The sequence below is a fragment of the Leucobacter chromiireducens genome, from assembly GCF_003917135.1.
GTDB lineage: Bacteria > Actinomycetota > Actinomycetes > Actinomycetales > Microbacteriaceae > Leucobacter > Leucobacter chromiireducens_A.
In genome coordinates, this window is the sequence record NZ_RPDI01000020.1 from 36,514 (window position 1) to 59,043 (window position 22,530).

24 protein-coding genes are annotated in these 22,530 nt (G+C 70.8%); 11 read left to right on the top strand and 13 right to left on the bottom strand.

The genetic code is table 11. The features are described 5' to 3' along the window. Positions 1 to 138 precede the first annotated feature (138 nt). Positions 139 to 720, top strand: coding sequence for an HdeD family acid-resistance protein (locus tag EGM46_RS10265; RefSeq protein ID WP_125100059.1), 582 nt, complete (start codon positions 139 to 141; stop codon positions 718 to 720). 93 nt (positions 721 to 813) lie between these two features. Here EGM46_RS10265 and EGM46_RS10270 read toward each other — a convergent pair whose 3' ends face one another. Genes EGM46_RS10270 through EGM46_RS10285 form a run of 4 tightly spaced genes read right to left on the bottom strand, consistent with a single transcriptional unit; the run spans position 814 to position 3,285 of the window. Continuing rightward, positions 814 to 1,272, bottom strand: a complete 459-nt coding sequence (locus EGM46_RS10270; RefSeq protein ID WP_125100060.1) for an SseB family protein — start codon at positions 1,270 to 1,272, stop codon at positions 814 to 816. 10 nt (positions 1,273 to 1,282) lie between these two features. Then, a complete protein-coding gene (locus EGM46_RS10275) occupies positions 1,283 to 1,918 on the bottom strand; it encodes an energy-coupling factor transporter transmembrane component T family protein (RefSeq protein WP_125100061.1) in 636 nt (211 codons plus the stop codon). Next, positions 1,915 to 2,634 (bottom strand): energy-coupling factor ABC transporter ATP-binding protein, encoded by a 720-nt coding sequence (locus EGM46_RS10280; protein ID WP_125100062.1) that lies wholly within the window; start codon positions 2,632 to 2,634, stop codon positions 1,915 to 1,917. The genes EGM46_RS10275 and EGM46_RS10280 overlap by 4 nt, the downstream gene beginning before the upstream one ends. A gap of 9 nt (positions 2,635 to 2,643) precedes the next feature. Continuing rightward, positions 2,644 to 3,285, bottom strand: coding sequence for a biotin transporter BioY (locus EGM46_RS10285; protein ID WP_125100063.1), 642 nt, complete (start codon positions 3,283 to 3,285; stop codon positions 2,644 to 2,646). A gap of 89 nt (positions 3,286 to 3,374) precedes the next feature. On the opposite strand from EGM46_RS10285, the gene EGM46_RS10290 reads away from it, so the two are divergent. Next, a complete protein-coding gene (locus EGM46_RS10290; protein WP_125100064.1) occupies positions 3,375 to 4,016 on the top strand; it encodes a TetR/AcrR family transcriptional regulator in 642 nt (213 codons plus the stop codon). Positions 4,017 to 4,041: 25 nt separating this feature from the next. On the opposite strand, the gene EGM46_RS10295 is transcribed toward EGM46_RS10290, so the two are convergent. Continuing rightward, complete coding sequence (locus EGM46_RS10295) at positions 4,042 to 5,571, bottom strand: SDR family NAD(P)-dependent oxidoreductase (RefSeq protein WP_125100065.1); 1,530 nt, start codon at positions 5,569 to 5,571, stop codon at positions 4,042 to 4,044. 158 nt (positions 5,572 to 5,729) lie between these two features. Here EGM46_RS10295 and EGM46_RS10300 point away from each other — a divergent pair, with 158 nt between their 5' ends. Further along, entirely contained in the window at positions 5,730 to 5,927 is a 198-nt protein-coding gene (locus EGM46_RS10300) for a hypothetical protein (protein ID WP_125100066.1), read from the top strand. A gap of 162 nt (positions 5,928 to 6,089) precedes the next feature. On the opposite strand, the gene nucS is transcribed toward EGM46_RS10300, so the two are convergent. Genes nucS through EGM46_RS10315 form a run of 3 tightly spaced genes read right to left on the bottom strand, consistent with a single transcriptional unit; the run spans position 6,090 to position 9,533 of the window. After that, positions 6,090 to 6,782 carry an endonuclease NucS gene (gene nucS, locus EGM46_RS10305; RefSeq protein ID WP_125100067.1) on the bottom strand — a complete coding sequence of 231 codons (693 nt, stop codon included), beginning with the start codon at positions 6,780 to 6,782 and terminating at the stop codon, positions 6,090 to 6,092. A 10-nt stretch (positions 6,783 to 6,792) separates the two neighbouring features. Continuing rightward, complete coding sequence (locus EGM46_RS10310) at positions 6,793 to 8,112, bottom strand: MFS transporter (protein ID WP_125100068.1); 1,320 nt, start codon at positions 8,110 to 8,112, stop codon at positions 6,793 to 6,795. Positions 8,113 to 8,168: 56 nt separating this feature from the next. Continuing rightward, positions 8,169 to 9,533, bottom strand: a complete 1,365-nt coding sequence (locus EGM46_RS10315) for an MATE family efflux transporter (RefSeq protein ID WP_125100069.1) — start codon at positions 9,531 to 9,533, stop codon at positions 8,169 to 8,171. A 163-nt stretch (positions 9,534 to 9,696) separates the two neighbouring features. On the opposite strand from EGM46_RS10315, the gene EGM46_RS10320 reads away from it, so the two are divergent. Both EGM46_RS10320 and EGM46_RS10325 read left to right on the top strand, forming a co-directional pair. Continuing rightward, positions 9,697 to 11,673 carry a M13 family metallopeptidase gene (locus EGM46_RS10320; protein WP_125100070.1) on the top strand — a complete coding sequence of 659 codons (1,977 nt, stop codon included), beginning with the start codon at positions 9,697 to 9,699 and terminating at the stop codon, positions 11,671 to 11,673. A gap of 13 nt (positions 11,674 to 11,686) precedes the next feature. Next, complete coding sequence (locus EGM46_RS10325) at positions 11,687 to 13,129, top strand: CoA transferase (protein WP_125100071.1); 1,443 nt, start codon at positions 11,687 to 11,689, stop codon at positions 13,127 to 13,129. 98 nt (positions 13,130 to 13,227) lie between these two features. On the opposite strand, the gene EGM46_RS10330 is transcribed toward EGM46_RS10325, so the two are convergent. Together EGM46_RS10330 and EGM46_RS10335 are read right to left on the bottom strand one after the other, a co-directional pair. Next, a complete protein-coding gene (locus EGM46_RS10330) occupies positions 13,228 to 14,217 on the bottom strand; it encodes a hypothetical protein (RefSeq protein ID WP_125100072.1) in 990 nt (329 codons plus the stop codon). 160 nt (positions 14,218 to 14,377) lie between these two features. Continuing rightward, positions 14,378 to 15,055 carry an NAD(P)H-dependent oxidoreductase gene (locus EGM46_RS10335; protein ID WP_125100073.1) on the bottom strand — a complete coding sequence of 226 codons (678 nt, stop codon included), beginning with the start codon at positions 15,053 to 15,055 and terminating at the stop codon, positions 14,378 to 14,380. A gap of 65 nt (positions 15,056 to 15,120) precedes the next feature. Here EGM46_RS10335 and EGM46_RS10340 point away from each other — a divergent pair, with 65 nt between their 5' ends. Further along, positions 15,121 to 15,690, top strand: coding sequence for a TetR/AcrR family transcriptional regulator (locus EGM46_RS10340; protein WP_125100074.1), 570 nt, complete (start codon positions 15,121 to 15,123; stop codon positions 15,688 to 15,690). A 135-nt stretch (positions 15,691 to 15,825) separates the two neighbouring features. Here the strand turns inward: EGM46_RS10340 and EGM46_RS10345 are convergent, their stop codons facing one another. Next, on the bottom strand, positions 15,826 to 16,773 hold the full coding sequence (locus tag EGM46_RS10345; RefSeq protein WP_125100075.1) for a rhodanese-related sulfurtransferase: 948 nt from the start codon (positions 16,771 to 16,773) through the stop codon (positions 15,826 to 15,828). A gap of 132 nt (positions 16,774 to 16,905) precedes the next feature. Between EGM46_RS10345 and EGM46_RS10350 the strand changes: the two genes are divergently transcribed. Then, complete coding sequence (locus EGM46_RS10350; RefSeq protein ID WP_125100076.1) at positions 16,906 to 17,742, top strand: MerR family transcriptional regulator; 837 nt, start codon at positions 16,906 to 16,908, stop codon at positions 17,740 to 17,742. Here EGM46_RS10350 and EGM46_RS10355 read toward each other — a convergent pair. After that, positions 17,739 to 18,521, bottom strand: a complete 783-nt coding sequence (locus EGM46_RS10355) for a FadR/GntR family transcriptional regulator (protein WP_125100077.1) — start codon at positions 18,519 to 18,521, stop codon at positions 17,739 to 17,741. The two genes, EGM46_RS10350 and EGM46_RS10355, sit on opposite strands and share 4 nt — an antisense overlap. 173 nt (positions 18,522 to 18,694) lie before the next feature. Between EGM46_RS10355 and EGM46_RS10360 the strand changes: the two genes are divergently transcribed. Continuing rightward, on the top strand, positions 18,695 to 19,264 hold the full coding sequence (locus EGM46_RS10360; protein ID WP_125100078.1) for a YbhB/YbcL family Raf kinase inhibitor-like protein: 570 nt from the start codon (positions 18,695 to 18,697) through the stop codon (positions 19,262 to 19,264). A 40-nt stretch (positions 19,265 to 19,304) separates the two neighbouring features. Here the strand turns inward: EGM46_RS10360 and EGM46_RS10365 are convergent, their stop codons facing one another. Further along, positions 19,305 to 19,787: an Lrp/AsnC family transcriptional regulator gene (locus EGM46_RS10365; protein WP_125100079.1), complete on the bottom strand. Its 483-nt coding sequence runs from the start codon at positions 19,785 to 19,787 to the stop codon at positions 19,305 to 19,307. Between the two features lie 170 nt (positions 19,788 to 19,957). Between EGM46_RS10365 and hisC the strand changes: the two genes are divergently transcribed. The 3 genes from hisC to EGM46_RS10380 form a co-directional block, all read left to right on the top strand. Then, positions 19,958 to 21,049, top strand: coding sequence for a histidinol-phosphate transaminase (hisC, locus tag EGM46_RS10370; RefSeq protein ID WP_125100080.1), 1,092 nt, complete (start codon positions 19,958 to 19,960; stop codon positions 21,047 to 21,049). Between the two features lie 203 nt (positions 21,050 to 21,252). Further along, positions 21,253 to 22,317 (top strand): ABC transporter substrate-binding protein, encoded by a 1,065-nt coding sequence (locus EGM46_RS10375; protein ID WP_125100081.1) that lies wholly within the window; start codon positions 21,253 to 21,255, stop codon positions 22,315 to 22,317. A 2-nt stretch (positions 22,318 to 22,319) separates the two neighbouring features. Beyond that, positions 22,320 to 22,530 (top strand): ABC transporter permease subunit (locus EGM46_RS10380; RefSeq protein WP_431194077.1); only part of this gene is annotated, 211 nt, incomplete at its 3' end.

The following is a 22,530-nucleotide window of genomic DNA, read 5'->3' on the forward strand; positions in this document are numbered from 1 at the left end:
TAGGGGATCGCTGGTCTTGCGCGCCGCCCGGTGGTGTCATCCGTCAGCGGCGCGGGGTCTGGTGCAAAGCTGCCAGATGCGGTACAGATAAACCACAGCCACTTCCTGGAATGGGTGGCATCACTGTGAGGAGCCGTTATGTCCGACACCACCACTTCGACCGAGCCGTCGCTCGAGGCCCGCTTCACCGACGGTGTGCGCACCGCCTTCGGCGTTGGCGGTCTGATCGCGCTCGTGCTCGGCCTGCTCATCATCTTCAACCCGGCGAAGTCGGGCGCGGTCGCCATGCAGGTGCTCGCCGTCATCATGGCCGCGTACGCGCTCGTGGTCGGCGTGGTGTACCTCGGCTCGTCGATCTTCAGCCGCACCCTGGGCGGCTGGGCGCGCGTCGGCCACATCCTGCTCGGCGTGCTCTACATCGCCGGCGGCATCATCATGATGCTGAACATCGGCAGCACCGCCGTGGTGCTCGCCCTGTTCCTCTCGATCACGATCGGCATCCTGTGGCTGTTCGAGGGTGTGATGGCCTTCACCGTTGCGAGCAAGAGCGACAACAAGGTGTGGACCATCATCTACGGCATCATCAGCGTCATCGCCGGCATCACCCTCATGGTCTCGCCGATGCTCGGCGCGGTCACGCTGTGGCTGCTGCTCGGCATCTCGATGATCGTGATGGGCGTGGTGCAGGTCATCCGCGCGTTCACCGTGAAGTCGGCCTAAGCGCAGGCGCACGCACCACGGCGGCCCGCTCCGAAGAGGAGCGGGCCGCCGTTCGCGTGTGTGGGCGGCGCGTCCCGGATCGCTGCCGGATCGCTACCGCATCGCCTCGAGCGACTCGGCGGTGATCTCCTCCTCGCCCGCGGCGAGCGAGACGTACTTCCGCAGCATCACGAGCGCGGCCGACGCCTTGTCGAACTCGGCGGCGGCGAAGCGGTCCGATGAGATGAGCGCGAGCGCCTCACGCGCGGGGAGCACGGCGCCCTGCAGCTCCGCGCTTCGGCTGGCGGGCACCACCGCGCGCAGCTCAGCCATCGAGGTGAACAGCGGCAGGACGAGCTGCCCGGTCGTCGAACGGATCGTGCGCAGCCGCGGCCCGCGCTTCTTCGTCTGCGTGCCCGAGACGTCAACGACCAGGTATCCCTCGCGCAGCGCGTTCAGAAACCCGGCGAGGTGCGCGTAGTCCGGGGTCGCCTGCAGGGCCTGCAGCGCCGTGCGCGCCGCCTCGTTCACGTAGTCAGCGTGCACGTCGTCAGGGATCTCCGCCTCAGCCATGCGAACTAGCCTACGCGGTGCGCTGATCCTGATCGTCGTCGCCGATGCCCCGCGCGACGAGCGCGTCGCCCGTGAGCTGCGCGTGCGCGACGGAGCGCAGCACGAACGGGACGAGCCGGGCCCGGGGGCTCCGCTCGAGTCCGCGCGCGCGTGCCGCCGCGCGCGTCTCGCCCGCGAGCTCGATGATGCTCGGGATCGCGCGGATGACGAGCGAGAACGCGAACGCCACCCGCTCCGGGTGCACCCCGAGCGGGCGCAGTCGCTGCAGCGCCCAGGTGAGCGTGTCGAGCATGTCGTCGACGGCGGTGCTCGCGGTCACGGCGCTCGCCGCAAGGATCATCGCGAAGAGGTCGCCCACCACCTCGACGCCGCGCTCCCAGCCCTGCTGCCAGGCCTGGAAAGCGAAGAGCGGGATCGCGATGAGCGCGAAGCCGCGCGCCACCCGCCAGAAGTCGCGCCCGCGCAGGCCGGCGAGGACGGCGAGCAGCACCGCCGCGCCGAGCAGGATCGCGGTGCTCGCGGTGCCCCGCAGCGACACGACGAGCGTGGCGAAAGCGATGAGGCCGAGGAGCTTCGCCCCGGGCCGCAGCCGGTGGAGGGGGCCGTCGCCCGGGAGGTATGCGCCGAGCGGGTTCACGGCGCTCACGCGCTCGGCTCCGCGGCCGCACGCTCGCGGTAGTGCGCGATGGCCTGCGCCGGATCGCCGTCGAACACCACGCGGCCATCGGCCACTACGAGGGTGCGGTCGGCGCGGGCGGCGAGCTCGAGGTCGTGTGTCACCACGATGACCTGCTGCGGCAGGCCCATGAGCAGCTCGCCGATCCGGATCGCGTTGCGCAGATCGAGCAGCGTGGTCGGCTCATCCGCGACAACGACGGTCGGCTCCGTCGCGAGCACGGCCGCGATCGCGAGCAGCTGTTTCTGCCCGCCGGAGAGCGTGTGCACGCTGCGGTCGGCGAGGCTGGCGAGGCCGAAACGCTCGAGCACCGCGAGGGCGGCGCTGCGTCGCTCGGCCTTGGCTCGGATCCGGCGCCGCAGTGAGAGGGCAACGTCCTCGGCGACCGTCGGCATGATGAGTTGCGCGGCGGGATCGGTGAACACGAAGCCGACCGCACGGCGCACTGCTGCGCCGTGCGCGCGGGTGTCGAGCGGGGTGCCGTCGGCCGTTGCGGTGAGCGTGACCGCGCCGGAGCTGGGCTCAACGAGCCCGTTGATCAGCCGCGCGAGCGTTGATTTGCCCGAGCCGTTTGCGCCGATGATCGAGACGCGGCGCTCGGTGAGCGTCAGCGTGGTGGGGTGGAGCACCGTCGTCTCGCCCTCGGGTGTTGGCGCGACGACGGCTGCTGCGCGAAACTCGATCACTCGGCGATCCTACGCGCTGCGCTCGGTGACGCGCTGCGCGCGCGTGGGGAGCAGCGTCGGGAACGCGCGGTGCACCGCCGCCGCAACGATGCCCATCAGGATGTTCTTCACGAGATCGCCCGGCCAGAACGGCAGATCTGCGATGAGCGCCTGGCCGAGCGTGAGGTCCGCGCGCCAGGCCATGCCGAGGATCCCGAGCGGGTGGATGAAGAGGAAGCTCGCGGCGAGGCCCGAGAGCACGATGAGCGGGATCCGTGCGGCGGTGCGGCGCTGCGGGATGCGCTCCACGAAGAACCCGGTCGCTGCCGCGGCGAGCGGGAAGGCGACGAGGTAGCCGACCGTTGGGCCGGCGAACGGGGCGAGCCCGGCGGAGCCGCCGGCGTAGACGGGGAGCCCGATCGCGCCGACCGCGAGGTAGAGCAGTGTCGCGAGGAAACCGCGGCGGGCGCCGAGCACGGCGCCGGAGAGCATCACGCCGAAGGTTTGCAGCGTGATCGGCACCGCGCCGCCGATGTTGATCGCCGGGAGGAGTGCGCACGCGGCGATGAGCGCGGCGAAGGTGGCGATGAGTGCGAGGTCGGTTGCTGGGTTGCCGCGTCGCGTGCGGGTGTCTGCGGGCGCGGCTGGGGGGTTCTGGGGTGTGGTGGTCATTCGGTTCCCTTTGCTTCCGGCGGCCCACATACGGTCGACCTGAACACTGTTCTGGTGAATGGTGTTCAGGTTAGCGTTAGGCTGAGCGCATGCGCAACTCACTCGCCGACGTCGTGGCCGCGGCGCTGCGGGTGCTCGACGCGCAAGGTCTCGAAAACTGCTCTATGCGCCGGGTCGCCGCAGAGCTCGAGGTGCAGCCGAGCGCGCTGTACCATCACGTGCCCAACAAGCAGAGCCTGCTCGCGCTCATGGCCGATGAGATTGTGCGCGGCGTTGGCGTCGCGCAGGCCCGCGCTGGCGCGGCGATGCCCGAGGCCGCCGGCGTTGCCGCGCGTCAGCTCTGCGTTGAGCTCCGCGCTGCGATGCTCGCGGTCCGCGACGGCGCCGATGTGGTCGCAACCGCCGCCGCGTTCCGCCTCGGCCGCTCCCGCGTCGAGGAGCGGCTCGCGAGCCTCGTTGAGGGCGATGGGGCGCGCACGCTCTTGCTCTTCACCTTCGGTCACGCGCAGTCCACGCAAACGCACCGCCAGGCCGCCGCGCTCGGCGCGCTCGTGGACCCCGATCTCACCGATCCCGACCTGGGTGATGAGATTCTCAGTGAGGCCAAGCGGTCAGCGCCAGCTGACGAACTCGGCGCCGGTGTCGGCCCCGACCTCGACGCGTCGTTCGGCCGGGGGCTCGACCTGATTCTCGCCGGACTTGCGCAACTCCCGGATCCGCGCGGACACTAGCGCCCGGATCCGCGAGCCCGCCCTCCTACCAGGGGCTCGGCGCGTAGTCCTTCAGGAAGCAGCCGAACAGATCCTCGCCGGCCTCGCCGCGCACGATCGGGTCGTACACCCGCGCTGCGCCGTCGACCAGGTCGAGCGGGGCGTGGAAGCCTTCCTCCGCGAGCCGCACCTTCGTGAAGTGCGGCCGCTCGTCGGTGATCCAGCCCGTGTCCACCGCGGTCATGAGGATGCCGTCGGTCTCGAGCATCTCGCCAGCGCTCGTGCGCGTGAGCATGTTCAGCGCGGCCTTCGCCATGTTCGTGTGCGGGTGGCCTGGGCCCTTGTAGCGGCGCGAGAACTGGCCCTCCATCGCCGATACGTTCACCACGTAGGTGCGGCGCGCCGGCGACGCGGCCATGGCCGCACGCAGCCTGCTGATCAGGATAAACGGCGCGGTCGCGTTGCACAGCTGCACCTCGAGCATTTCGAGGGGGTCGACGTCCTGCACGTTCTGCACCCAGCTGTTCACGCGCGTCACGTCCGGCACGAGCCCGCCGGCGTCGATCGCGGTCCCATCCGCGTGCTTCTCGAGCGACGAGGAGCCGGGGGCCATCGCGAGCTCCGTCAACTCGGCGGCCGAGCGGTGCTGGGCGAGGCCGGCCGCGATCGTGCCGGTGAGGGCGGAGGGGAGCGCCGCGTCGATCGACAGCGCGCCAGCAGCATCAACGGTGGACTGGATCGCCTTGGGGTGCAGCTCGGTCGGATGCCCGAACACCTCCATCTCTGGCAGCGCCCCGGCCGGCAGCGGCTGCGCCTCGGCGTCGGCGAGCAGCGAGTACGAGCCGGGGGAGCGGCGCACGGTCTGCGCGGCGTTGTTGATGAGGATGTCGAGCGGGCCGCGCGCCGCGACCGAGTCGGCGAGCGCGATCACCTGGGAAGGATCACGGAGGTCGATTCCCACGATGTGGAGTCGATCGATCCACTCTGCGGAGTCCGGCAGCGAGGCGAAGCGCCGCGCGGCATCCTTGGGGAAGCGCGTGGTGATCGTCGTGTGCGCACCGTCGCGGAGGAGGCGCAGCGCGATGTGCATGCCGATCTTCGCGCGCCCGCCCGTGAGGAGCGCGCGCTTCCCGGTGAGGTCGGTGCGCGCGTCGCGCTTGCCGTGGCTGAACGCGGCGCACTCGGGGCACAGCTGGTGGTAGAACGCATCCACCCGCGTGTACGGTTGCTTGCAGATGTAGCAGTTGCGCGGCTTGATGAGCTCGCCGGCGGACGCCGCGGTGGTGCTCGAGGAGAGCGGGAGCCCGCGCGTCTCATCGTCGATGCGGTCGGCGGCGCCGGTCGCGGTTGCGGCGATCACCGCGCGATCGGCGGCGGCCACGGTCTCGCGCTTCGTGCGGCGGCGCTCGCGCTTCTGGGCTTTGAACATCGACGAGGTCGCCTGGCGGAGTGCGGCGTGATCCGGGTGATCCGGGTCAAGGGTGTGCGCCTGCGCGAGCACGCGGAGCGCGATCTCAAGTTCGGCCGGATCGACGGAGCTGCCCGGCAGCGCCTGGCCAGTCGGAGTATCGGTCATTGGGTCGATTTTACGCGACGATCCTGGACGCCGTCGCACGGCCTCCGCGCGCAAAAATACACCCGCAACCTCACAGCGTGTTCAGCGGGTGTTGCAGTTTCTTCCAGCTCAGCTCGCAAGACTGGAGCTCCACCAACCGGAAACGAATGGGGGACACCATGGGATTTCTTGATGACGCAAAGGCCAAGGCAGAGGCTGCGGCGAAGAAGGTCGGCGATGCCGTTGAGGACGGCATCGACAAGGCCAAGGACAAGGTTGACGAGCTGCAGGCTGAGGCCGAGGTGAAGCAGGCTGAGGCCAAGCGTGACGCCGTGCAGGCGCGGAACGAGGCGAAGGACGAGCTCCGGGACCGCTGATCCCGCGCGCCGCGCTTCTGAGCTCTCACCTCACCCACTCACCTCACCCCCAATCCCCACGGAGAAATTGCATATTTCGGAGGAACTCGAAGGTTCCCCTCCGAGATCCGCGATTTCTCCGTGGGGATTGGTGGGATTCCCTGGTGCGGTGGGTGCGCCCGCCTAGAAGAGGGTGTTCTTGTCTTCCATGCCGCGCATCGCGTCGTAGTCGAGCACGAGGCAGCGAATGCCGCGATCCTCAGCGAGCGTGCGCGCCTGCGGCTTGATCTCCTGCGCGGCGAAGACGCCCTGCACGGGCGCGAGCTTCGGATCGCGGTTCATCAGCTCAAGGTAGCGTGTCAGCTGCTCGACGCCGTCGATCCCGCCGCGGCGCTTGATCTCGATCGCCACGGAGCCGCCGGACGCGTCTTTCGCGAGGATGTCCACCGGTCCGATCGCGGTCATGTACTCGCGGCGCACCAGCGTGTGCCCCTCGCCAGCGAGCTCGATCTGATCGGCCAGGAGCTCCTGCAGGTGCGCCTCGACGCCATCCTTGATCAGACCGGGATCCACGCCAAGGTCGTACGCCGAATCGTGGATCACCTCGAAGAGGGACACGACGAGCTTGTCGGCGGTCTTCTTGTGTGTGACCTGCCACTGCTCGACGATGCCCGCCTCGCGGTGGTCGTCCTCAAGCTCGAGCGTCTCGAGCGAGCAGGGCGGGCTCATCCAGTTGAGCGGCTTGTACGAGCCGCCGTCCGAATGGACGAGGATGCTGCCGTCGTTCTTGAGCATGAGGACACGCTTGGCCCGCGGAAGGTGGGCCGAGAGGCGGCCGGCATAGTCGACAGAGCAGTCAGCAACAACGATTCGCACCCGCCGTAGTTTACCCGGTGTGGCTGTCCTGTGGCGCGAGCCCCGATCCGCTCGACGATTCGCGGGGCTCCGGCTCCCGCGCGGTGCCGGCGAACACGAGCGCGAACCCGGCGAACGCCACGAGCGGCCAGAACGCCTGCAGCAGCCCGAAGTGCTCGCCGAGGAAGCCGATGAGCATCGGGCCGAGCAGGTAGGCGGTGTACGCGATCGCCGAGACGGCAGCGACGTCGCGCACCGCCGTGCGCGGGTTGTCGGCGGCGGCCGAGATCCCGACCGGGAAGCCGAACGCGCTGCCGATGCCCCAGAGCACCGCGCCCACGACGCTCGCCCAGTTCGTTGGCACGAGAATCGTGACGATCACGCCGGCGATGACGAGCAGCGCGCCGCCGCGCAGCACGAGCACGCGTCCGAAGCGGCCGAGCAGCCAGGATCCCGCGACGCGAGTGAGCGTCATCGAGACGAAGAACGCGCCGAGGGTGAGCGCGGCGGTCTCGTTCGCGAAGCCGCGCCCGTCGGTGAGCGCGAGCGGCAGCCAGTCGCTCGCGGTGCCCTCGGCGAGACTCATGCTCATCGCGATGCCGCCGATGATGAGGATCCGGGGGTCGCGCCACGGGCTGTACGGCCGCTTCTGGGCGGCGCGCGCGGCCTGAGCGGCAGCTGCCGCGGCCTGGTCGGCGGCGGTGACCGTGGGGATCGGGCCGGTGTGCACGCTCGCGTGCGGCTCGACGTCGGAGGACTGCGCGGCGTTCGGGACGACGCGCAAGGCGAGCAGCACGCCCAGCGTGAGCAGGGCGAACAGCGCCGTCAGGTGCACGGGCACCGGGATGCGCAGCGACTCGGCGAGCGCGCCGAGCCCCATCGAACTCACGCTGCCGAGGCTGTACGCCGCGTGGAAGAGGGGCATGCGTGGCTTCCCGAGCTCTCGTTCGGCCGCGGCGCCGCTCACGTTCATCGCGACGTCCGAGGTGGCGAACATGATCCCGAAGAGCGCGAGGCACGCGGCGGCCGGCACGGCGGCCCCCACCCAGAACAGCGCGGCGGCCGCTGGCATGGCGATGGCCTGCCCGATAATCCCGACGGCCAGCGTACGCCGCGGGCCGAGCAACGTCACGGTGCGCCCGGAGAAGATGAGCCCCGTGAGGGATCCGAGCGCGAGCGTCAGCCCGAACACGCTCATCTCGAGCGTGGAAGCCCCGAGGTGATCGCGCACCGCGGGGAGGCGGCTGAGCCAGCTACCGAACCCCATGCCGAGCAGGGCAAACACGGCCAGGATCCCCACGGTCCAGCGGTGGGCTGCGCGGGCGCGAAGCGCGGCGTTCGGTGTGCTCATCAGTAGATTCTATGGCTCAGCGGTGGCCGGAATGCGAGTCGTGCTGCGCGGGATCGCTACACCCCGAGGCGCACCCACGCCCCGCTGCGCGTGCGCAGGCCGAGCGTCACCGCGCGCGCGAGCATGAACACGATCGTGAAGCCAGCCGTGAGCGCGATGAGGGCCGGGGTGCCGCTCGGCACGGCCTGCGTGAGGAGCCACAGGATCGGCAGGTAGACGGCGAGGTTCACGAGGCTGGTCCACGCGAGGTAGCGCGCGTCACCAGCGCCCATGAGGATCCCGTCGAGCACGAACACGAGCCCGCCGAGCGGCAGCGAGACGCCGAGCACGAGGAGGGCGGGCGGCAGGATGTCGAGCACCGCGGGGTCGCTCGTGAACACGCGCCCGATGAGCGGGCTCAGCGCGGCGAGCACGAGCCCGATCGCGGCACCGCTCACCACCCCCCAGAACACGGTGCGGCGGGTGATGAGCCGCGCGCGCTCGGCGTCGCGCGCACCGAGCGCATCGCCGACGAGGGCCTGCGCGGCGATCGCGAGCGCGTCGAGGGCGAACGCGGCGGTCGAGAAGATGGTGAAGACGATCTGGTAACCGGCGGTCGCCGCGGTCCCGTGACTCGTCGCGGCGAACACCGTGGCGAGGAGCGCCGCGCGGAGACCGACCGTGCGGATGAAGAGCCACCCGCCGGAGCGGCCAGCGTGCCCGAGGCCATCGCGGCGCGGCAGGAAGCCTGCCCCCGCGCGCACCGCGTGCCGCACGATCACCCAGAGGTACACGAGCACCATGCCCCACTGGGCGAGCACCGTGCCCCACGCGCTGCCCGCGATCCCGAAACCGAGCCCGTAGATGAACCACCAGTTGAGCAGGGCATTCACGGCGAAGCCGATCGTGGCGACGTAGAGCGGCGTTCGCGTGTCCTGCAGCCCGCGAAGCAGCCCGCTCGCCGCGAACACGACGAGCATCGCCGGGATCCCGAGGCAGGACACTGACAGGAAGATGCGCGCCTGCTCGGCGGTCTCGGCCTCGACCCCGAACAATCCGACGAGTGGGCCGCTGATCAGCCACATGAGCGCGCCGACGACGGCGCCGATCGCGAGCGCGAGCCACAGCCCGTCGATGCCGGCCTGCACCGCGCCGCGCAGATCGCCCGCGCCGCGCCGCCGCGCGACGAGCGGCGTGGTCGAGTAGGCCAGGAACACCATCAGCCCCACTGCGGTCTGCAGGATCGCGCTCGCGACCGCCAAGCCGGCAAGCGCCGACATGCCGAGGTGGCCCACCAGTGCCGAGTCGACGAGCAGGAACAGTGGCTCGGCGACGAGCGCGCCGAGCGCGGGAATGGCGAGGCCGGCGATGCGGCCATCGATCTGACGCCGCGCGGCACGCGCCGGCGCGGCGGGAGCTGGCACCACGGGTTCGGAGGGCATGAGAGTACGGTACCCGGTGCCTCGGACACTGGGATCGCTGCCGCAGCTCTTGCCGCAGCGCACCCTTGTCCACACCCCGCCCTGCCCAGGTGTTCGCTCACAGCCGCGATCCCGATCTGATCTTCTCGGGACGGGGTGCCGGGGGCGCGGCTAGGCTGGGCGCATGAGCAACGTAGCGCCCGTCTCCGGTATCGACCTCGCTGAACTTGACCCTGCGATCCGCCCGCAGGACGATCTCTTCCGCCACGTGAACGGCAAGTGGATCGCCCGCACCGAGGTCCCATCCGACAAGGCGCGCTACGGCTCGTTTGCGGTGCTCGCGGAGAACGCCGAGGAAGCGGTGCGCGACATCATCACCGGCACCCCGGCGCCGGCGCCAGGCACGCCGGCCGTCGGCGAGAGCGACCAGGTCGCCGCCCTCTACGCGAGCTTCATGGACACGGACCGCGCCGACGCGCTCGGCGCGCAGCCCATCCAGGAGGACCTGGCCCGCGCGCTCGCGGTCACCTCGATCGACGAGCTGGTCACCCTCCAGGCGCGCTTCGAGCGGCAGGGGCTTGGCGGATTCTTCGGCATGTTCGTCGACAACGATCCCGGCGATCCCGCGCGCTACATCGTGTTCGTGATGCAGAGCGGGATCGGCCTGCCCGACGAGTCGTACTACCGAGAGGACCAGTTCGCCGAGATCCGCGAGCAGTACCGCGCGCACATCGCCCGCATGCTCGGCCTCGCAGGGGTCGAGGACGCCGAGCGTCTCGCCGATCTCGCATACGAGCTCGAGCGCCGCATCGCGGCAACGCACTGGGACAAGGTTGCCAGCCGCGACATTCAGAAGCTCTACAACCTGCGCTCGTTCGCCGAGCTGGAGGAGATCACCCCGCAGCTCGACTGGTCGCGCTACCTGACGGAGATGGGTGCGCCGGAGGCGGCGTTCGCCGAGGTCGTTGCGGCGCAGCCCGACGCGCTCAGCGGCATGGCCGCGCTGCTCGTCGACGACGAGCTCGAGGCGTGGAAGGCCTGGAGCGTGTGGAACATCGTGCGCTCCTCGGCCGCGCTGCTCTCGCAGGAGATCTCGCGCGCCAACTTCGACTTCTACGGCACCGCGCTCACCGGGGCCCCCGAGCAGCGGGACCGCTGGCGCCGCGGCGTCTCCTTCGTGGAGGGCGCGATGGGTGAGGCGGTTGGCCGTATCTACGTCGAGCGGCACTTCGACGAGGATGCGAAGGCCGAGATGGACGGGCTGGTCGCGCACCTCATCGAGGCGTATCGCGACTCGATCGAGAACCTGTCGTGGATGGGTGCGGACACGCGTGCGCGCGCGATCGACAAGCTGAACAGCTTCACGCCGAAGATCGGCTACCCCGTGAAGTGGCGTGACTACTCGGCGCTCGTCGTCGACGCTGGCGACCTCGTCGGCAACTCTCGCCGCGTCGCCGAGGCGGAGTTCGTGCGTGAGCTTGGCAAGGTCGGCAAGCCCATCGACCGCGACGAGTGGTTCATGACCCCGCAGACCGTCAACGCCTACTACAACCCGGGCTTCAACGAGATCGTGTTCCCCGCAGCGATCCTGCAGCCCCCGTTCTTCGACAAGCACGCCGAGGCTGCGGCGAACTTCGGCGCGATCGGCGCCGTGATCGGGCACGAGATCGGCCACGGCTTCGACGATCAGGGCTCGCGCTACGACGGGGACGGCCGCCTCACCGACTGGTGGACCGAGGAGGACCGCGCGGCGTTCGAGCAGCTCACGGGCGCACTCATCGGGCAGTACAACGAGCTCTCCCCGGAGGGCGCCGACGGCCAGAAGGTCAATGGCGAGCTGACGATCGGCGAGAATATTGGGGACCTGTCCGGCCTCGAAATCGCGTGGAAGGCGTACCTGCGTTCGCTCGAGGGCGCCGAGCCGCCGGTGATCGACGGGCTGAGCGGGGCCGAGCGCTTCTTCCTCTCCTGGGCGCAGGCCTGGCAGCAGAAGTCGCGCCCCGAGGAGACCGTGCGCCTCCTCACGATCGACCCGCACTCGCCCAACGAGTTCCGGTGCAACCAAATCCTCCGCAACCTCGCGGCCTTTCACGAGGCGTACGGCACGCAGCCGGGCGATGCGCTCTGGCTCGACCCGGCCGAGCGCGTGAGCATCTGGTAGTTCGGCGGCGCGCATGGGGCGGTTCGGAGCGGCGTGGCTCACGCAGATCGGGATCGGGGCCGAGCGCTCCGATCCCGATCAGGGCGGTTCCGCTGCGCCCGTCCCGCTGCGCGCGCGGCTCCCGGTCGGTGAGCTCGCTGCCGATGCCGTCACGGTACTCGCAGCCGCCATGGAGTTGGCTCGGGCTGGCCTGAGTGGGGCGCCTCGCGCCGCAGCGGTCCAGGTGGACCCTGAACGGGTCGCCGCCTCGTTCCGCAGCGACCAGCTGGGGCGGATCGACGGCACACCGTTCCCGGTTTGGGCCCCGCTCAGCGGGTTCTTTGCCGCGGGCGACGGGTGGGTGCGCACGCACGCGAACTACGCGTGGCACGCCGCAGCGCTGGCCGGGGTACTGGGCGTTGACGTCGCCGCTCCGGACGTCGCCGCACGCGCGGCCGAGGTGATCCGCGACCGCTCGGCGCGCGAGCTCGAGCGCGAGGTGTTCGCCGCGGGCGGCCTCGCAGTCGCCGTGCGCGACGCGGCGACGTGGGCCGACGAGCGTCGCGACGCCGGGGTGTCTGCGGACGGTGGCGCGATCGGATTCGGCGTGCGCTCAAGCGGGCACGCCGCCGCGTGCCGCGCGCTGCCGAACCGCGCACCGGGTGCGTTCCCGCTGGCTGGCGTTCGGGTGCTGGATCTCACGCGCGTGATCGCCGGACCCGTTGGTACGCGTACGCTCGCGAGCCTCGGCGCCGACGTGCTGCGGGTCGACGGTCCGAACCGTGACGAGCCGTTCTGGCAGTGGCTCGATACCGGGCGCGGGAAGCGCTCGACGCTACTGGATCTGCGCGCGCGGGCGGACGTGCGCACGCTGCGTGAGCTCGTGGCGACGGCGGACGTTGTCGTGTGCGGTGCGCGTCCGGGCGCGCTCGCGCACGCTGGGGTTGATCCCGATCAGCTCGCTGCCGACTACCCGGGTGCGGTGATCGCCAGCGTCGCGGCGTGGGAGCCGGGCGGAGTGTGGGGAGCGCGGCGCGGCTTCGACAGTCTGGTGCAGGCCGCGAGCGGCATCGCGCTACTGGAGTCGCCCGGCGATGGGGTGCCGGGCAAGCTGCCGGCGCAGGCGCTCGACCACTCCGCTGGCGCGCTGCTCGCCGCCGGGGTGCTGAGCCTGCTCGCCCGTGGCACGGGCGGTCGGGTGGAGACGCGGCTCGAGGGGATCGCTGCCGCGCTGCTGCGTGCGGGCGCGGGTGAGGGCTCGCTGGGTGCGGGCTCGCTGAGTGAGGGCGAAGGCGCCGCGGTGCCCGCGCCGGAGCTGTCGCCCGCGGTTGCGACGCCCTGGGGAGCGCTGCAGCTCGCGGGGCCCCCGTACCGCCCGGCCTGGCAGGAGGAGCCGGAACCCTGGGCTGGCCATCCCTGGGGCGAGGATCGCCCAGTCTGGTTGGCTCGGGGCGCTGCGCCCCACGCGCGCCCTTGAGCGCGCGCTGTGCCCCCACTCCAGAAGTGGCAAATCGACGCTTCAGCCCAACGAAGCGTCGGTTTGCCACTTTTCACATGCGGGTGAAAGAGCCTGGGTCAGAGCTCGGGCTGCTCGGGGTCCGCCCCACGCAGCGCCCGGCGCACGCGGCGCTCCGCCGAACGTTCGGCGGAGCGCTGGCGCAGCGACGGCTTCGCCGCCGTCTCGGCGCGCAGTTCGGCGAGTTCGAGCGGCAGCGCGTGCGGGGCCGGCCCGAACGCCGTCCGCGACCGCGCCACCACTCGGCGCGCCATCACGTAGTTGCCCGAACCGCCCAGCACCGCGCCAACGCCGAACGGGATCGCCTTGCTCACCACCGAGGCGCCGCCGATCTTCGCGGCCCTGCGGATGAACATGTCCTTGAGCTGCCCGGCGAGCGGCCCGACGAGCTGGCGTGGCAGCGACGACGAGACGAGCTCGCCCCAGAACGAGGAGCGGGACGAACCCCCGCCCGCCTGCTGCGAGATCTGGCGAAGGAGCGTGATGCCCTCGTCGCCGAGCAGCAACGTCAACACGAGCGCGCGGGCACGATCGGGATCCCGCAGCGTGATCCCGTGCAGCTCCGCGAGGGAGTGCGCGTAGAGCGCGGTCGCCTCGAGGAAGCCGACGGTTTCCGCGCTCGCGATCCCGAGCGCGGCGAGCGTTCCGACGCCGGGGATCGCCGCTGCCGCGCCCACCCCACCGCCGCCGGCGGTGACGGCGGCTACGTAGCGGCGTTCGAGCGCGCGGCTGAGCGCCGCCGGTGTCATGCCCGGGCGCTTCGCGCCGAGCCGGCGCAGGTGCGCGAGCACGAGCGGGCGCTGGATCGCGAGGACGCGGTCGACCGCGCGGTCGATGAGGGTCAGCGTCTCCGCCGACGGCTCCGCAACCGGCGGCGCGTACTGGTAGGCGGCGGCCTGGTAACCGGGCACATCGGCGACAGCGCCCGGCTGGCTTCCCGTGTGCTGATCGGGCGTTCCTGTTGGCGGCCACGGTTCGGGAGGCAGCCAGCGCGGGGCGGGCGTGCCGTCCGGGGCGGCGTCCGCTCGGGGGTCGTGTTCAGGGCTCACAGGTGCAGAATAGGCGACCACGCTGTGCGCCGCGGTATGTGATCGCTCAGAGCGTGCCGCCCTTCGCCCCCCCCCTTTCTCCCCTCGCGCCCCCGTCCCTCGTGCCTCTTCCCCCGGCCCCAACGCGATCCGGGTCACTCCGGCAGGGTGTCGCGCCGCATTACGCCGCGACACCCTGCCGAACTGACCCCGATCCGCCAGATCCGCCAGACCCGCCAGATCCACCCGCCTCGGGGCGGGCGGCCGCGAGCATCGGCGCCGCGCGGCGGCGATCCGCGCGCCCATCACGCGCGCCCAGGCGCTCAGTGCGGTCAAGCCAGGCCGCGATCCGGCGCTCGCTTGCCGTGCCGACGCCGAGCAGGCGGTGCACGCGGAACGGGCGCACGCCGACGAACCGCATGGTGTGGCGCGCCACCTGTCCGGCAGCGGCGTTTCCGGTGAAGGGTAGCGCGAACGTCGGGGTGTCGGCGAGCATCACGAAGCGCCCCGGCCGACCGGCCAGCATGCCGATGGGAAGGCCAAGTTTCGACATGCGATACTCCTCGCCAGGCAGGAGCGCGCGATCGAAGAAGCCCTTGAGGAGCGCGGGCACCCCGCCCCACCACATGGGGGAGACGATCACGATCCGTGACGCGGCGTGCAGCGCGTCGCGGGCGTCCTGGAGTGCGGGCTCGACCGGGATCCTGCCCCGGTATCCGAGCCGCAAATTGGGATCGTAGCTGAGCTCGCGCAGGGCGAGCACCCGCGCGTTGCCGTGTCCGGCGGCGTAGCGCTGGGCGAGCGCCGCGGTGAGGGAATCGGGGTTGGGGTGGCCGTCGATGACGAGGGCATGGGGCATGCGAGCACCTATCTTGACAGTGTCAACCTATGTGGACAGTGCCAAGATAGGAGACAATGTTGCGCATGTCAAGTTCGCGCGGGACGTACCACCACGGCAACCTGGCCGAGGTGCTCGAGGCCGCGGCGATGCAGCTGCTCGAGCGCATGCCTGCCGCGGAGATCAGTTTGCGTGAGGTCGCGCGCGCGGCCGACGTGAGCCACAACGCGCCGTACCACCACTTCACGGATCGGCTCGGGCTCTTGAAAGCGCTCGCCGAGCGCGGCATGGTGGAGCTCACGCGGGCGGTAGAGGACGCGATCGCGGCGGAGCGCACCCCGGACGCCGCGCTGCGTGTTGGCGGGGCCGCGTACATTCGCTTCGCGGTCGAGCGCCCGCACGCGTTCGCGGTCGTCTACGACCCCCAAGTCTGCGTCCCTGGTCAGCCAACCGAAACGATGGCGCCCCTCATCGATCACCTGGAGGGTGTGCTCGCGGAGACGTCGGCGGCCGCCGGGCTGGCAACGGGCGAGGAGATCCGCTCCGTGTGGGGGCTCGTGCACGGCCTTGGCACCCTCTGCGCGGCCGGCCACTTCACCGAGCCTGAGGCGCTCGCCGCAGCGGAGGCGGCGCTCACACGCATGCTCGCCCGCTGAATCGGGGTCAGTTCGGCAGAGTGTCGAGCTCGCTCCGGCAGCGACACCCTGCCGAAGTGACCCCGATCGCGTGGGGCCCGGGGGTCCGTGGGGCGGGGGCCAGGGGGCCCGAGGTCGGGTCTGGGGCCCGGGGGGCTACTGGGTCGGGGTCGGGGCCACCGCGTGGGTCGGGCAGAGCGGTGCCTCGTGCGACGCGCACGCGACGAAGCGCGCGCGGCAGGACTCGTCCGCGCAGTTCGGGATGCTGGTGGTGTGCTCGCCACACACCGTGCAGCGGCCGAGCTGCGCGGCGCCCGGCGCGAAGTCCATCGCCTCGCGGCCGTCGAACACGGCGAGCGAGCCCTCCCACAGGCCATCGTTGCCGAACGCCTCGCCGTAGCGCACGATGCCACCGTCGACCTGGTACACCTCGGAGAAGCCGCGCTCGATCATCGCCGCCGACAGGATCTCGCAGCGGATACCGCCCGTGCAGTAGGTGACGACGGGGCGCCCCTTCAGCTCGTCGAACGCCCCGCTCTCGATCTGCGTGATGAAGTCGTGGGTGGTGCGGGTGTCGGGCACGACGGCGTCGCGGAAGCGGCCGATCTCGGCCTCCCACGCATTGCGGCCGTCGAAGAACACGACCTCGTCGCCGCGCTCGGCCACGAGGTCGTTCACGGCGGCGGGGGAGAGGTGGGTGCCACCGCCGACCACCCCGTTCTCGTCGACCACGATTTCGTCGGGGATCCCGAACGCCACGAGCTCATCGCGCACCTTGACGCTCAGCTTCGGGAAGTCGGCGGAGCGCTGCCACGGCGCGCTGCGATCGACCCCGTGCAGCAGCTCCGGCGTGCTCGGCTCGAACCCGGTGCCCTCGCTCCACTTCATCTCGATGCCGGCGAAGGGGCCGTACTCGCGCGTGCGACGGGCGTACTGCTTGCACGCGTCGAGTTCACCACCCACTGTGCCGTTGATGCCGTGCTTCGAGATGATGATGCGCCCGCGCAGGCCGAGCGATTCGCACAGCTCGCGCTGCCACAGGCGAACTGCCTCCGGGTCGGCGATCGGAGCGAAGGCGTAGTAGAGCAGGATCTTGGCGGTCACCCGACCATGGTACGCGCCCGCACCGCGGCCAGGCTGCGTGCGCAACGCTTGACATTGACGTAACGTCAACTTCTACGGTAGATCTGACGGCGCCACCTGGGCGCCGGACGAAACAGGGGAGGGGAAGCGCGCATGGAGCGTTCGATCCAGGAGGTGGCACGCGCCGCGGGTACGACCTCGCGCACGCTGCGCCACTACGACCGGATCGGGATCGTCCCGCCGAGCAGGATCGGTGCCAACGGCTACCGCTTCTACGACGACCGCGCGCTCGTGCGGCTGCAGCGTGTGCTGCTGCTGCGAGAGCTCGGACTGGGCCTCGACGCGATCGCGGAGGTGCTCGCCGCGCAGGACGCGCAGGCGGCGCACCGCACCGCGCGCGGCGAGACGCCCGCCGCGGCCGAGGCTCGGATTCTCGGCGAGCATCTCGAACTGCTGCGCGCCGAGCGGGATCGCATCGACGCGCAGATCGGCGCCGTCGAGCGCACGGTCGCGGCGCTCGGCCGCGCCGCCCTCCCCGACTCACACACCGAAGGAGACCTGATGTCTGAAGATATGTTCGCCGGATTCGACCACGCGCAGTACCGCGACGAGGTGGCCGCCCGCTGGGGCGAGGACGCCGCCGCCGCGAGTGAGCGCTGGTGGGCGGGCCTCGACGAGGTCGCGCAGGGCGACTGGACGCAGCAGCTCGCCGCGTTGAACGCCGCGTGGATCGCCGCCGTCGAGGCCGGCGAGGAGCCTGCCGGCGCCGCAGGGCAGGAGCTCGCGGCGCGCCACGTCGCCTGGCTGCGGAGCGTGCCTGGCACGCCAGCCGCGACGCCTGGTGGGGATCTCGCCGGCTACGTGCGCGGGCTCGGCGCGATGTACGTCGCCGACGAGCGCTTCGCCGCCAACTACGGCGGGCTCACCGGGGCGGCGTTCGTGCGCGACGCGCTCGAGGCGTACGCCGCGCGCGAGCTCGACCCGCGTTAGACCTGCGCCTTCTCCTTCGCTGCCTCGCGCGCGCTGTCGATGCGCTGCTGCTGCTCGGGGGTGCGCGTGAGCGGCGGAACCACCTCGTGCTGATCGTTCACGATCACCACGTCGTGGTCGACGTGATCCACCATCGCGTGGACCGCGTCGATGAAGTCGCGGCGGCGGATCGCGTCGAGGACGCGCGCGTGGTCGCGCTCCATCTCCGCGCCCGTCGCAACGTTGGCCAGGCGGCCGCGGTGCTCGGGCGTGCGGAGGCGATCGTTGATGCCGGCGTAGAGCGCGGCGAGCAGCCGGTTCTTCGCCGCGTCGAAGACGAGGCGGTGGAACTTGCTGTCGAACGCCGAGTCTGCGCCGTCGGCGAAGCCAAGTACGGGGCAGCGCGTGCAGCCCACTTCCTCGGTTGCCGCCCGCTCGAGCGCGGCGATGTCGTCCTCGCTGCGGTGGATCGCGGCCTGCTGCGCCGCCTCGATCTCGAGGGCGCGGCGGTAGCTGAGGATCTCCTCGAGCGTGAAGTCGGTGAGGAACTCGTTGAGCAGCGTGCTCGTCGGCGCCGCCGAGCGCACGAACGTGCCGCGCCCGGGGAGCGTCTCGATCATGCCGATGCTGGCGAGCGAGCGCACGGCCTCGCGCACGGTGGAGCGGCCGACGCCGGTCTGCTCGGCGAGCTCGGGCTCGATCGGGATCCGGCTGCCCACCGGCCACTCGCCGGTGGTGATCTTTCGCCGCAGGTAGGCGAGGGTTGCGCGTGCGCGCTCGGAACCTGTCGTCACTGCCATGGTCACCCCCGGAATTCTTCGGCGACGGCGCGCCGATCCAGCCCTCAGTATAGCGGGCGCGGGTCCTGGCCTTCTGGGGTGCATGGCCCGTAAGCTGTGGCCATTGACACACGCGCCGGAAGCGGATCCCGCCCCCGGGATTGCGCGCGGCGCCACACACGAGGGGCATGATCATGACGCATGCACAGCAGGGGCGCGGCGCGCTCAATCCGTACGCGGGGATGCGCCAGGTGCCCAGTTTCACGCTGACCAGCACGGACATCCAGGACGGCGAGCCGCTGCCTGCCGAGCTCTACGCGGCATACGCCGGCGGCTCGAACCGCTCGCCGCAGCTCAGCTGGTCGGACTTCCCGGCGGAGACGAAGAGCTTCGCGGTGACGTGTTTCGATCCGGATGCGCCGACCGGATCCGGGTTCTGGCACTGGTCGGTCGCGAACATCCCGCTCGCGGTCACGGAGCTCGCGGCCGGCGCCGGCGCCCCGGCCGGCGAGCCGGGGAGCGAGTTGCTGCCTGCTGGCGCGCTCACCATGCCGAACGAGATGCGCGAGCCGGCGTTCACCGGCGCTGCGCCGCCGGAGCACACGGGCGTGCACCACTACTGGTTCGTGGTGCACGCGCTGAACGTCGAGCACATCGACGTCGACGCGAACGCCACTCCCGCGGTGATGGGATTCACGATGCGCGACGCGGTGATCGCGCGGGCGATCATTGTTGCGACCGGGGAGTTCGGCCAGGCGGCCTAGTCTCAGTACGCCGCGCTCACTCGGCCTCGCCCGCTGGCGCTCACTCTGCCGCGGCCGCTGGCACCGCGCTGCGCACGAGCGGCAGCGTGCGGTTCTTGAAGTGGCTCTCGAGCGCGAGCCTGGTGGACGAGCGCGCGACGCCCTCGGTGTGCGAGATGAGATCCATCACCCGCTGCAGATCGTGCGTGGACCGCGACGCGATCGTCGCCATCATGTCGTAGTCGCCGGTGATGGTGTGCAGCTCCAGGAGCTCGGGGATCTTCGCGAGCCCCTCGGCCACGCGCTGGTGCCCCACCGACTGGTGGATCTGGATCGTGCAGAAGGTGCGCAGTGGGTAGCCGAGTGCCGCGGGGTCGAGGTGCGGCGCCTCGGACGCGATGACCCCGGTGCGGCGGAGCCGGTCGAGGCGACCCTGCGCGGTGGCGCGCGCGACGCCGAGCCGGCGCGCGCACTCGACGACGGAGATCCCGGCGTGCTCGCTGATCAGCGTGATGAGTCGGACGTCCAGCTGGTCGATGCTCATGATCCCCCTCGATGCGGCATTCTGTACTGAGTTTTCGTGATCAGGCTATACGAACTGAGCACTTTGTCGAGGAAAACTTGTACCGTTTGACGCACACGCCGGCGCTCCCTAGAGTGGCCCGGTCAGGAGGGCCGCCCCGCGCGGCCCGCGATGCAGTCGAAGGAGTGAGCATGTCGAAGGTGACGCAGTTCCGTGAGGGTCTTGAGCAGGTCGCGGCGTACCGCGCGGGAAAGCCCGCGCCCGTTGGGCCGGGCGGGCGCAGCGTGAAGCTGTCGTCGAACGAGAACCCCTACGAGCCGCTGCCCTCGGTGGTGCGCCGACTCGCTGAGGCCCTGCCTGCGTCGATCAGCCGCTACCCGAGCATCGCCGCGGAATCGCTCACCGCGGCCCTCGCCGCGCGCTTCGACGTCTCACCCGAGAACCTGGCGCTCGGCTCCGGCTCGGTCGAGGTCGCCGCGCAGCTCATCCACGCGCTCGCCAGCCCGGGCGACGAGGTGATGTTTGCGTGGCGCTCGTTCGAGGCCTACCCGATCCTCGTGCGCGTCGCGGGGGCGGTGCCCGTCGAGGTGCCGCTCGACGCCGATGCGCGCCACGACCTCGCCGCGATGGCCGACGCGATCACCGACCGCACGCGCCTCATCTTCGTGTGCAACCCGAACAATCCCACCGGCACCGTGGTGAGCGAGGCCGAGCTCACCGCCTTCATGGCCCGCGTGCCGAGCGACGTGCTCGTCGTCGTCGACGAGGCGTACGTGCACTTCGACGTCGACGCCGACTCCTCGAGCGGCATCGACTTCTTCCGCCGCTACGACAACGTCGCCGTGCTGCACACCTTCTCGAAGGCGTACGGGCTCGCGGGGCTGCGCGTCGGCTACGCGATCGCGCCGGACGCCGTGGCCGAGGCGCTGCGTAAGGTCGCGATCCCCTTCGCGGTCACGCGGCTCGCTCAGGAGGCGGCGGTCGCCTCGCTCGAGGCCGAGGGCGAACTGCAGGTGCGCATCGACGAGATGGTGCTCGAGCGGGATCGCCTCACGGCGGCGCTCCGGGAGGCCGGGCTGCGCGTCGTGCCGTCGCAGGCGAACTTCGTGTGGCTACCGCTCGGCGAGGAGACCGGCGGCGTGGCTGAGGCGCTGGAGCGTCACGGCATCTCGGCGCGCGCCTTCGCCGGCGAGGGCCTGCGGATCTCGATCGGCGATCCGGCGGAGAACGATCTCGTCATCGCCGCGCTGCGGACCGAGGGAGTCGCCGCAGCGGCCGCCTAGCGCAAAACTAGGCAACTTGCACAGCAGTACCTCGATTGAGCTGTCCGAATTGTCATATCTGTCTACCGTTTAGGTGTCAGGTTTACTCGCAAACGGAAGCTCACTACGATCGAGCAACGGACATCGATGTCAGCACGGCGTCGAGCAGCAACCCCTCGGCGCGGCAGCGCCAGAGGATCATCACACTGGAGTGAGGAACACCCATGGCACGCACACGCTTTCGGACCCGGGCGCTCGGCGTCGCTGGCCTTGTAGCCGCGGCTGCACTGGCACTGAGCGGCTGCACTTCCGACTCAGGCGACTCGGGCGGCGGGGACGCCGACTCGGTGACGATCGGCATCAGCCAGTTCGTGCAGCACCCCGCGCTCGACGCCGCGGCCGAGGGCTTCAAGCAGGCCTTCATCGACGCGGGGTACGTCGAGGGCGAGACGGTGACGTTCGACGTGAAGAACGCGAACGCCGAGGTCGCCACGGCGACCACGATCGCGCAGACCTTCGCGAGCGACGGCGTGGACCTCGCCCTTGCCATCGCAACACCCTCCGCGCAGGCCGCGGCCCAGAACCTCACGGACGTCCCGGTGCTCTTCACCGCGGTGACCGACGCGGTCGCGGCAGATCTCGTCGAGTCGAACGAGGCGCCCGGCGGCAACGTGACCGGCACGAGCGACCTGAGCCCCGTCGCCGAGCAGATCGACCTCATCATGGAGATCAAGCCGGACACGAAGAAGATCGGTATGGTCTACGGCTCCGGCGAGGTCAACTCGCAGGTGCAGGTCGAGCTCGCGCGTGAGGCGGCGAAGGCGCACGGCGTCGAGGTGGTGGAGGCCACGGTCACCAACGCCTCNGCGGCGAAGGCGCACGGCGTCGAGGTGGTGGAGGCCACGGTCACCAACGCCTCCGAGCTGATGCAGGCGACCGAGTCCCTCGGCGACGTCGACGCGATCTACACGCCGAGCGACAACCTCGTCGCCTCGGGCATCGGCGCGATCGTCGGAGTCGCGGAGGAGAAGGGCATCCTCGTGGTGGGCTCCGACTCGACGCACGTCGACGGCGGCGCCGCGGCGACCGTCGGCATCGACTACACGAAGCTCGGCGCGCAGACCGGCGAGATGGCGATCCGCATCCTCAAGGACGGCGCCGATCCCGCGACGATGGCGGTCGAGACTTCGAAGGATCTCGAACTCACGATCAACCCCGAGGCCGCGAAGCGCCTCGGCGTCGAGCTGCCGGCCGCGCTCGTCGAGCGCGCCGCGAACGTGGTGAAGTAGCCATGATCGGTGCAATCGAGCTCGGCCTCATCTATGGCGTCATGGCGCTGGGTGTGTATCTCACCTTCCGCGTCCTCAACTTCCCCGACCTCACGGTCGACGGCAGCTTCACCACGGGTGCCGCGGTCGCGGCCTCCCTCATTACTGCGGGTCAGAACCCGGTGCTCGCCACCCTCGCGGGCGGCGCAGCTGGTCTCGTCGCTGGTGCGATCA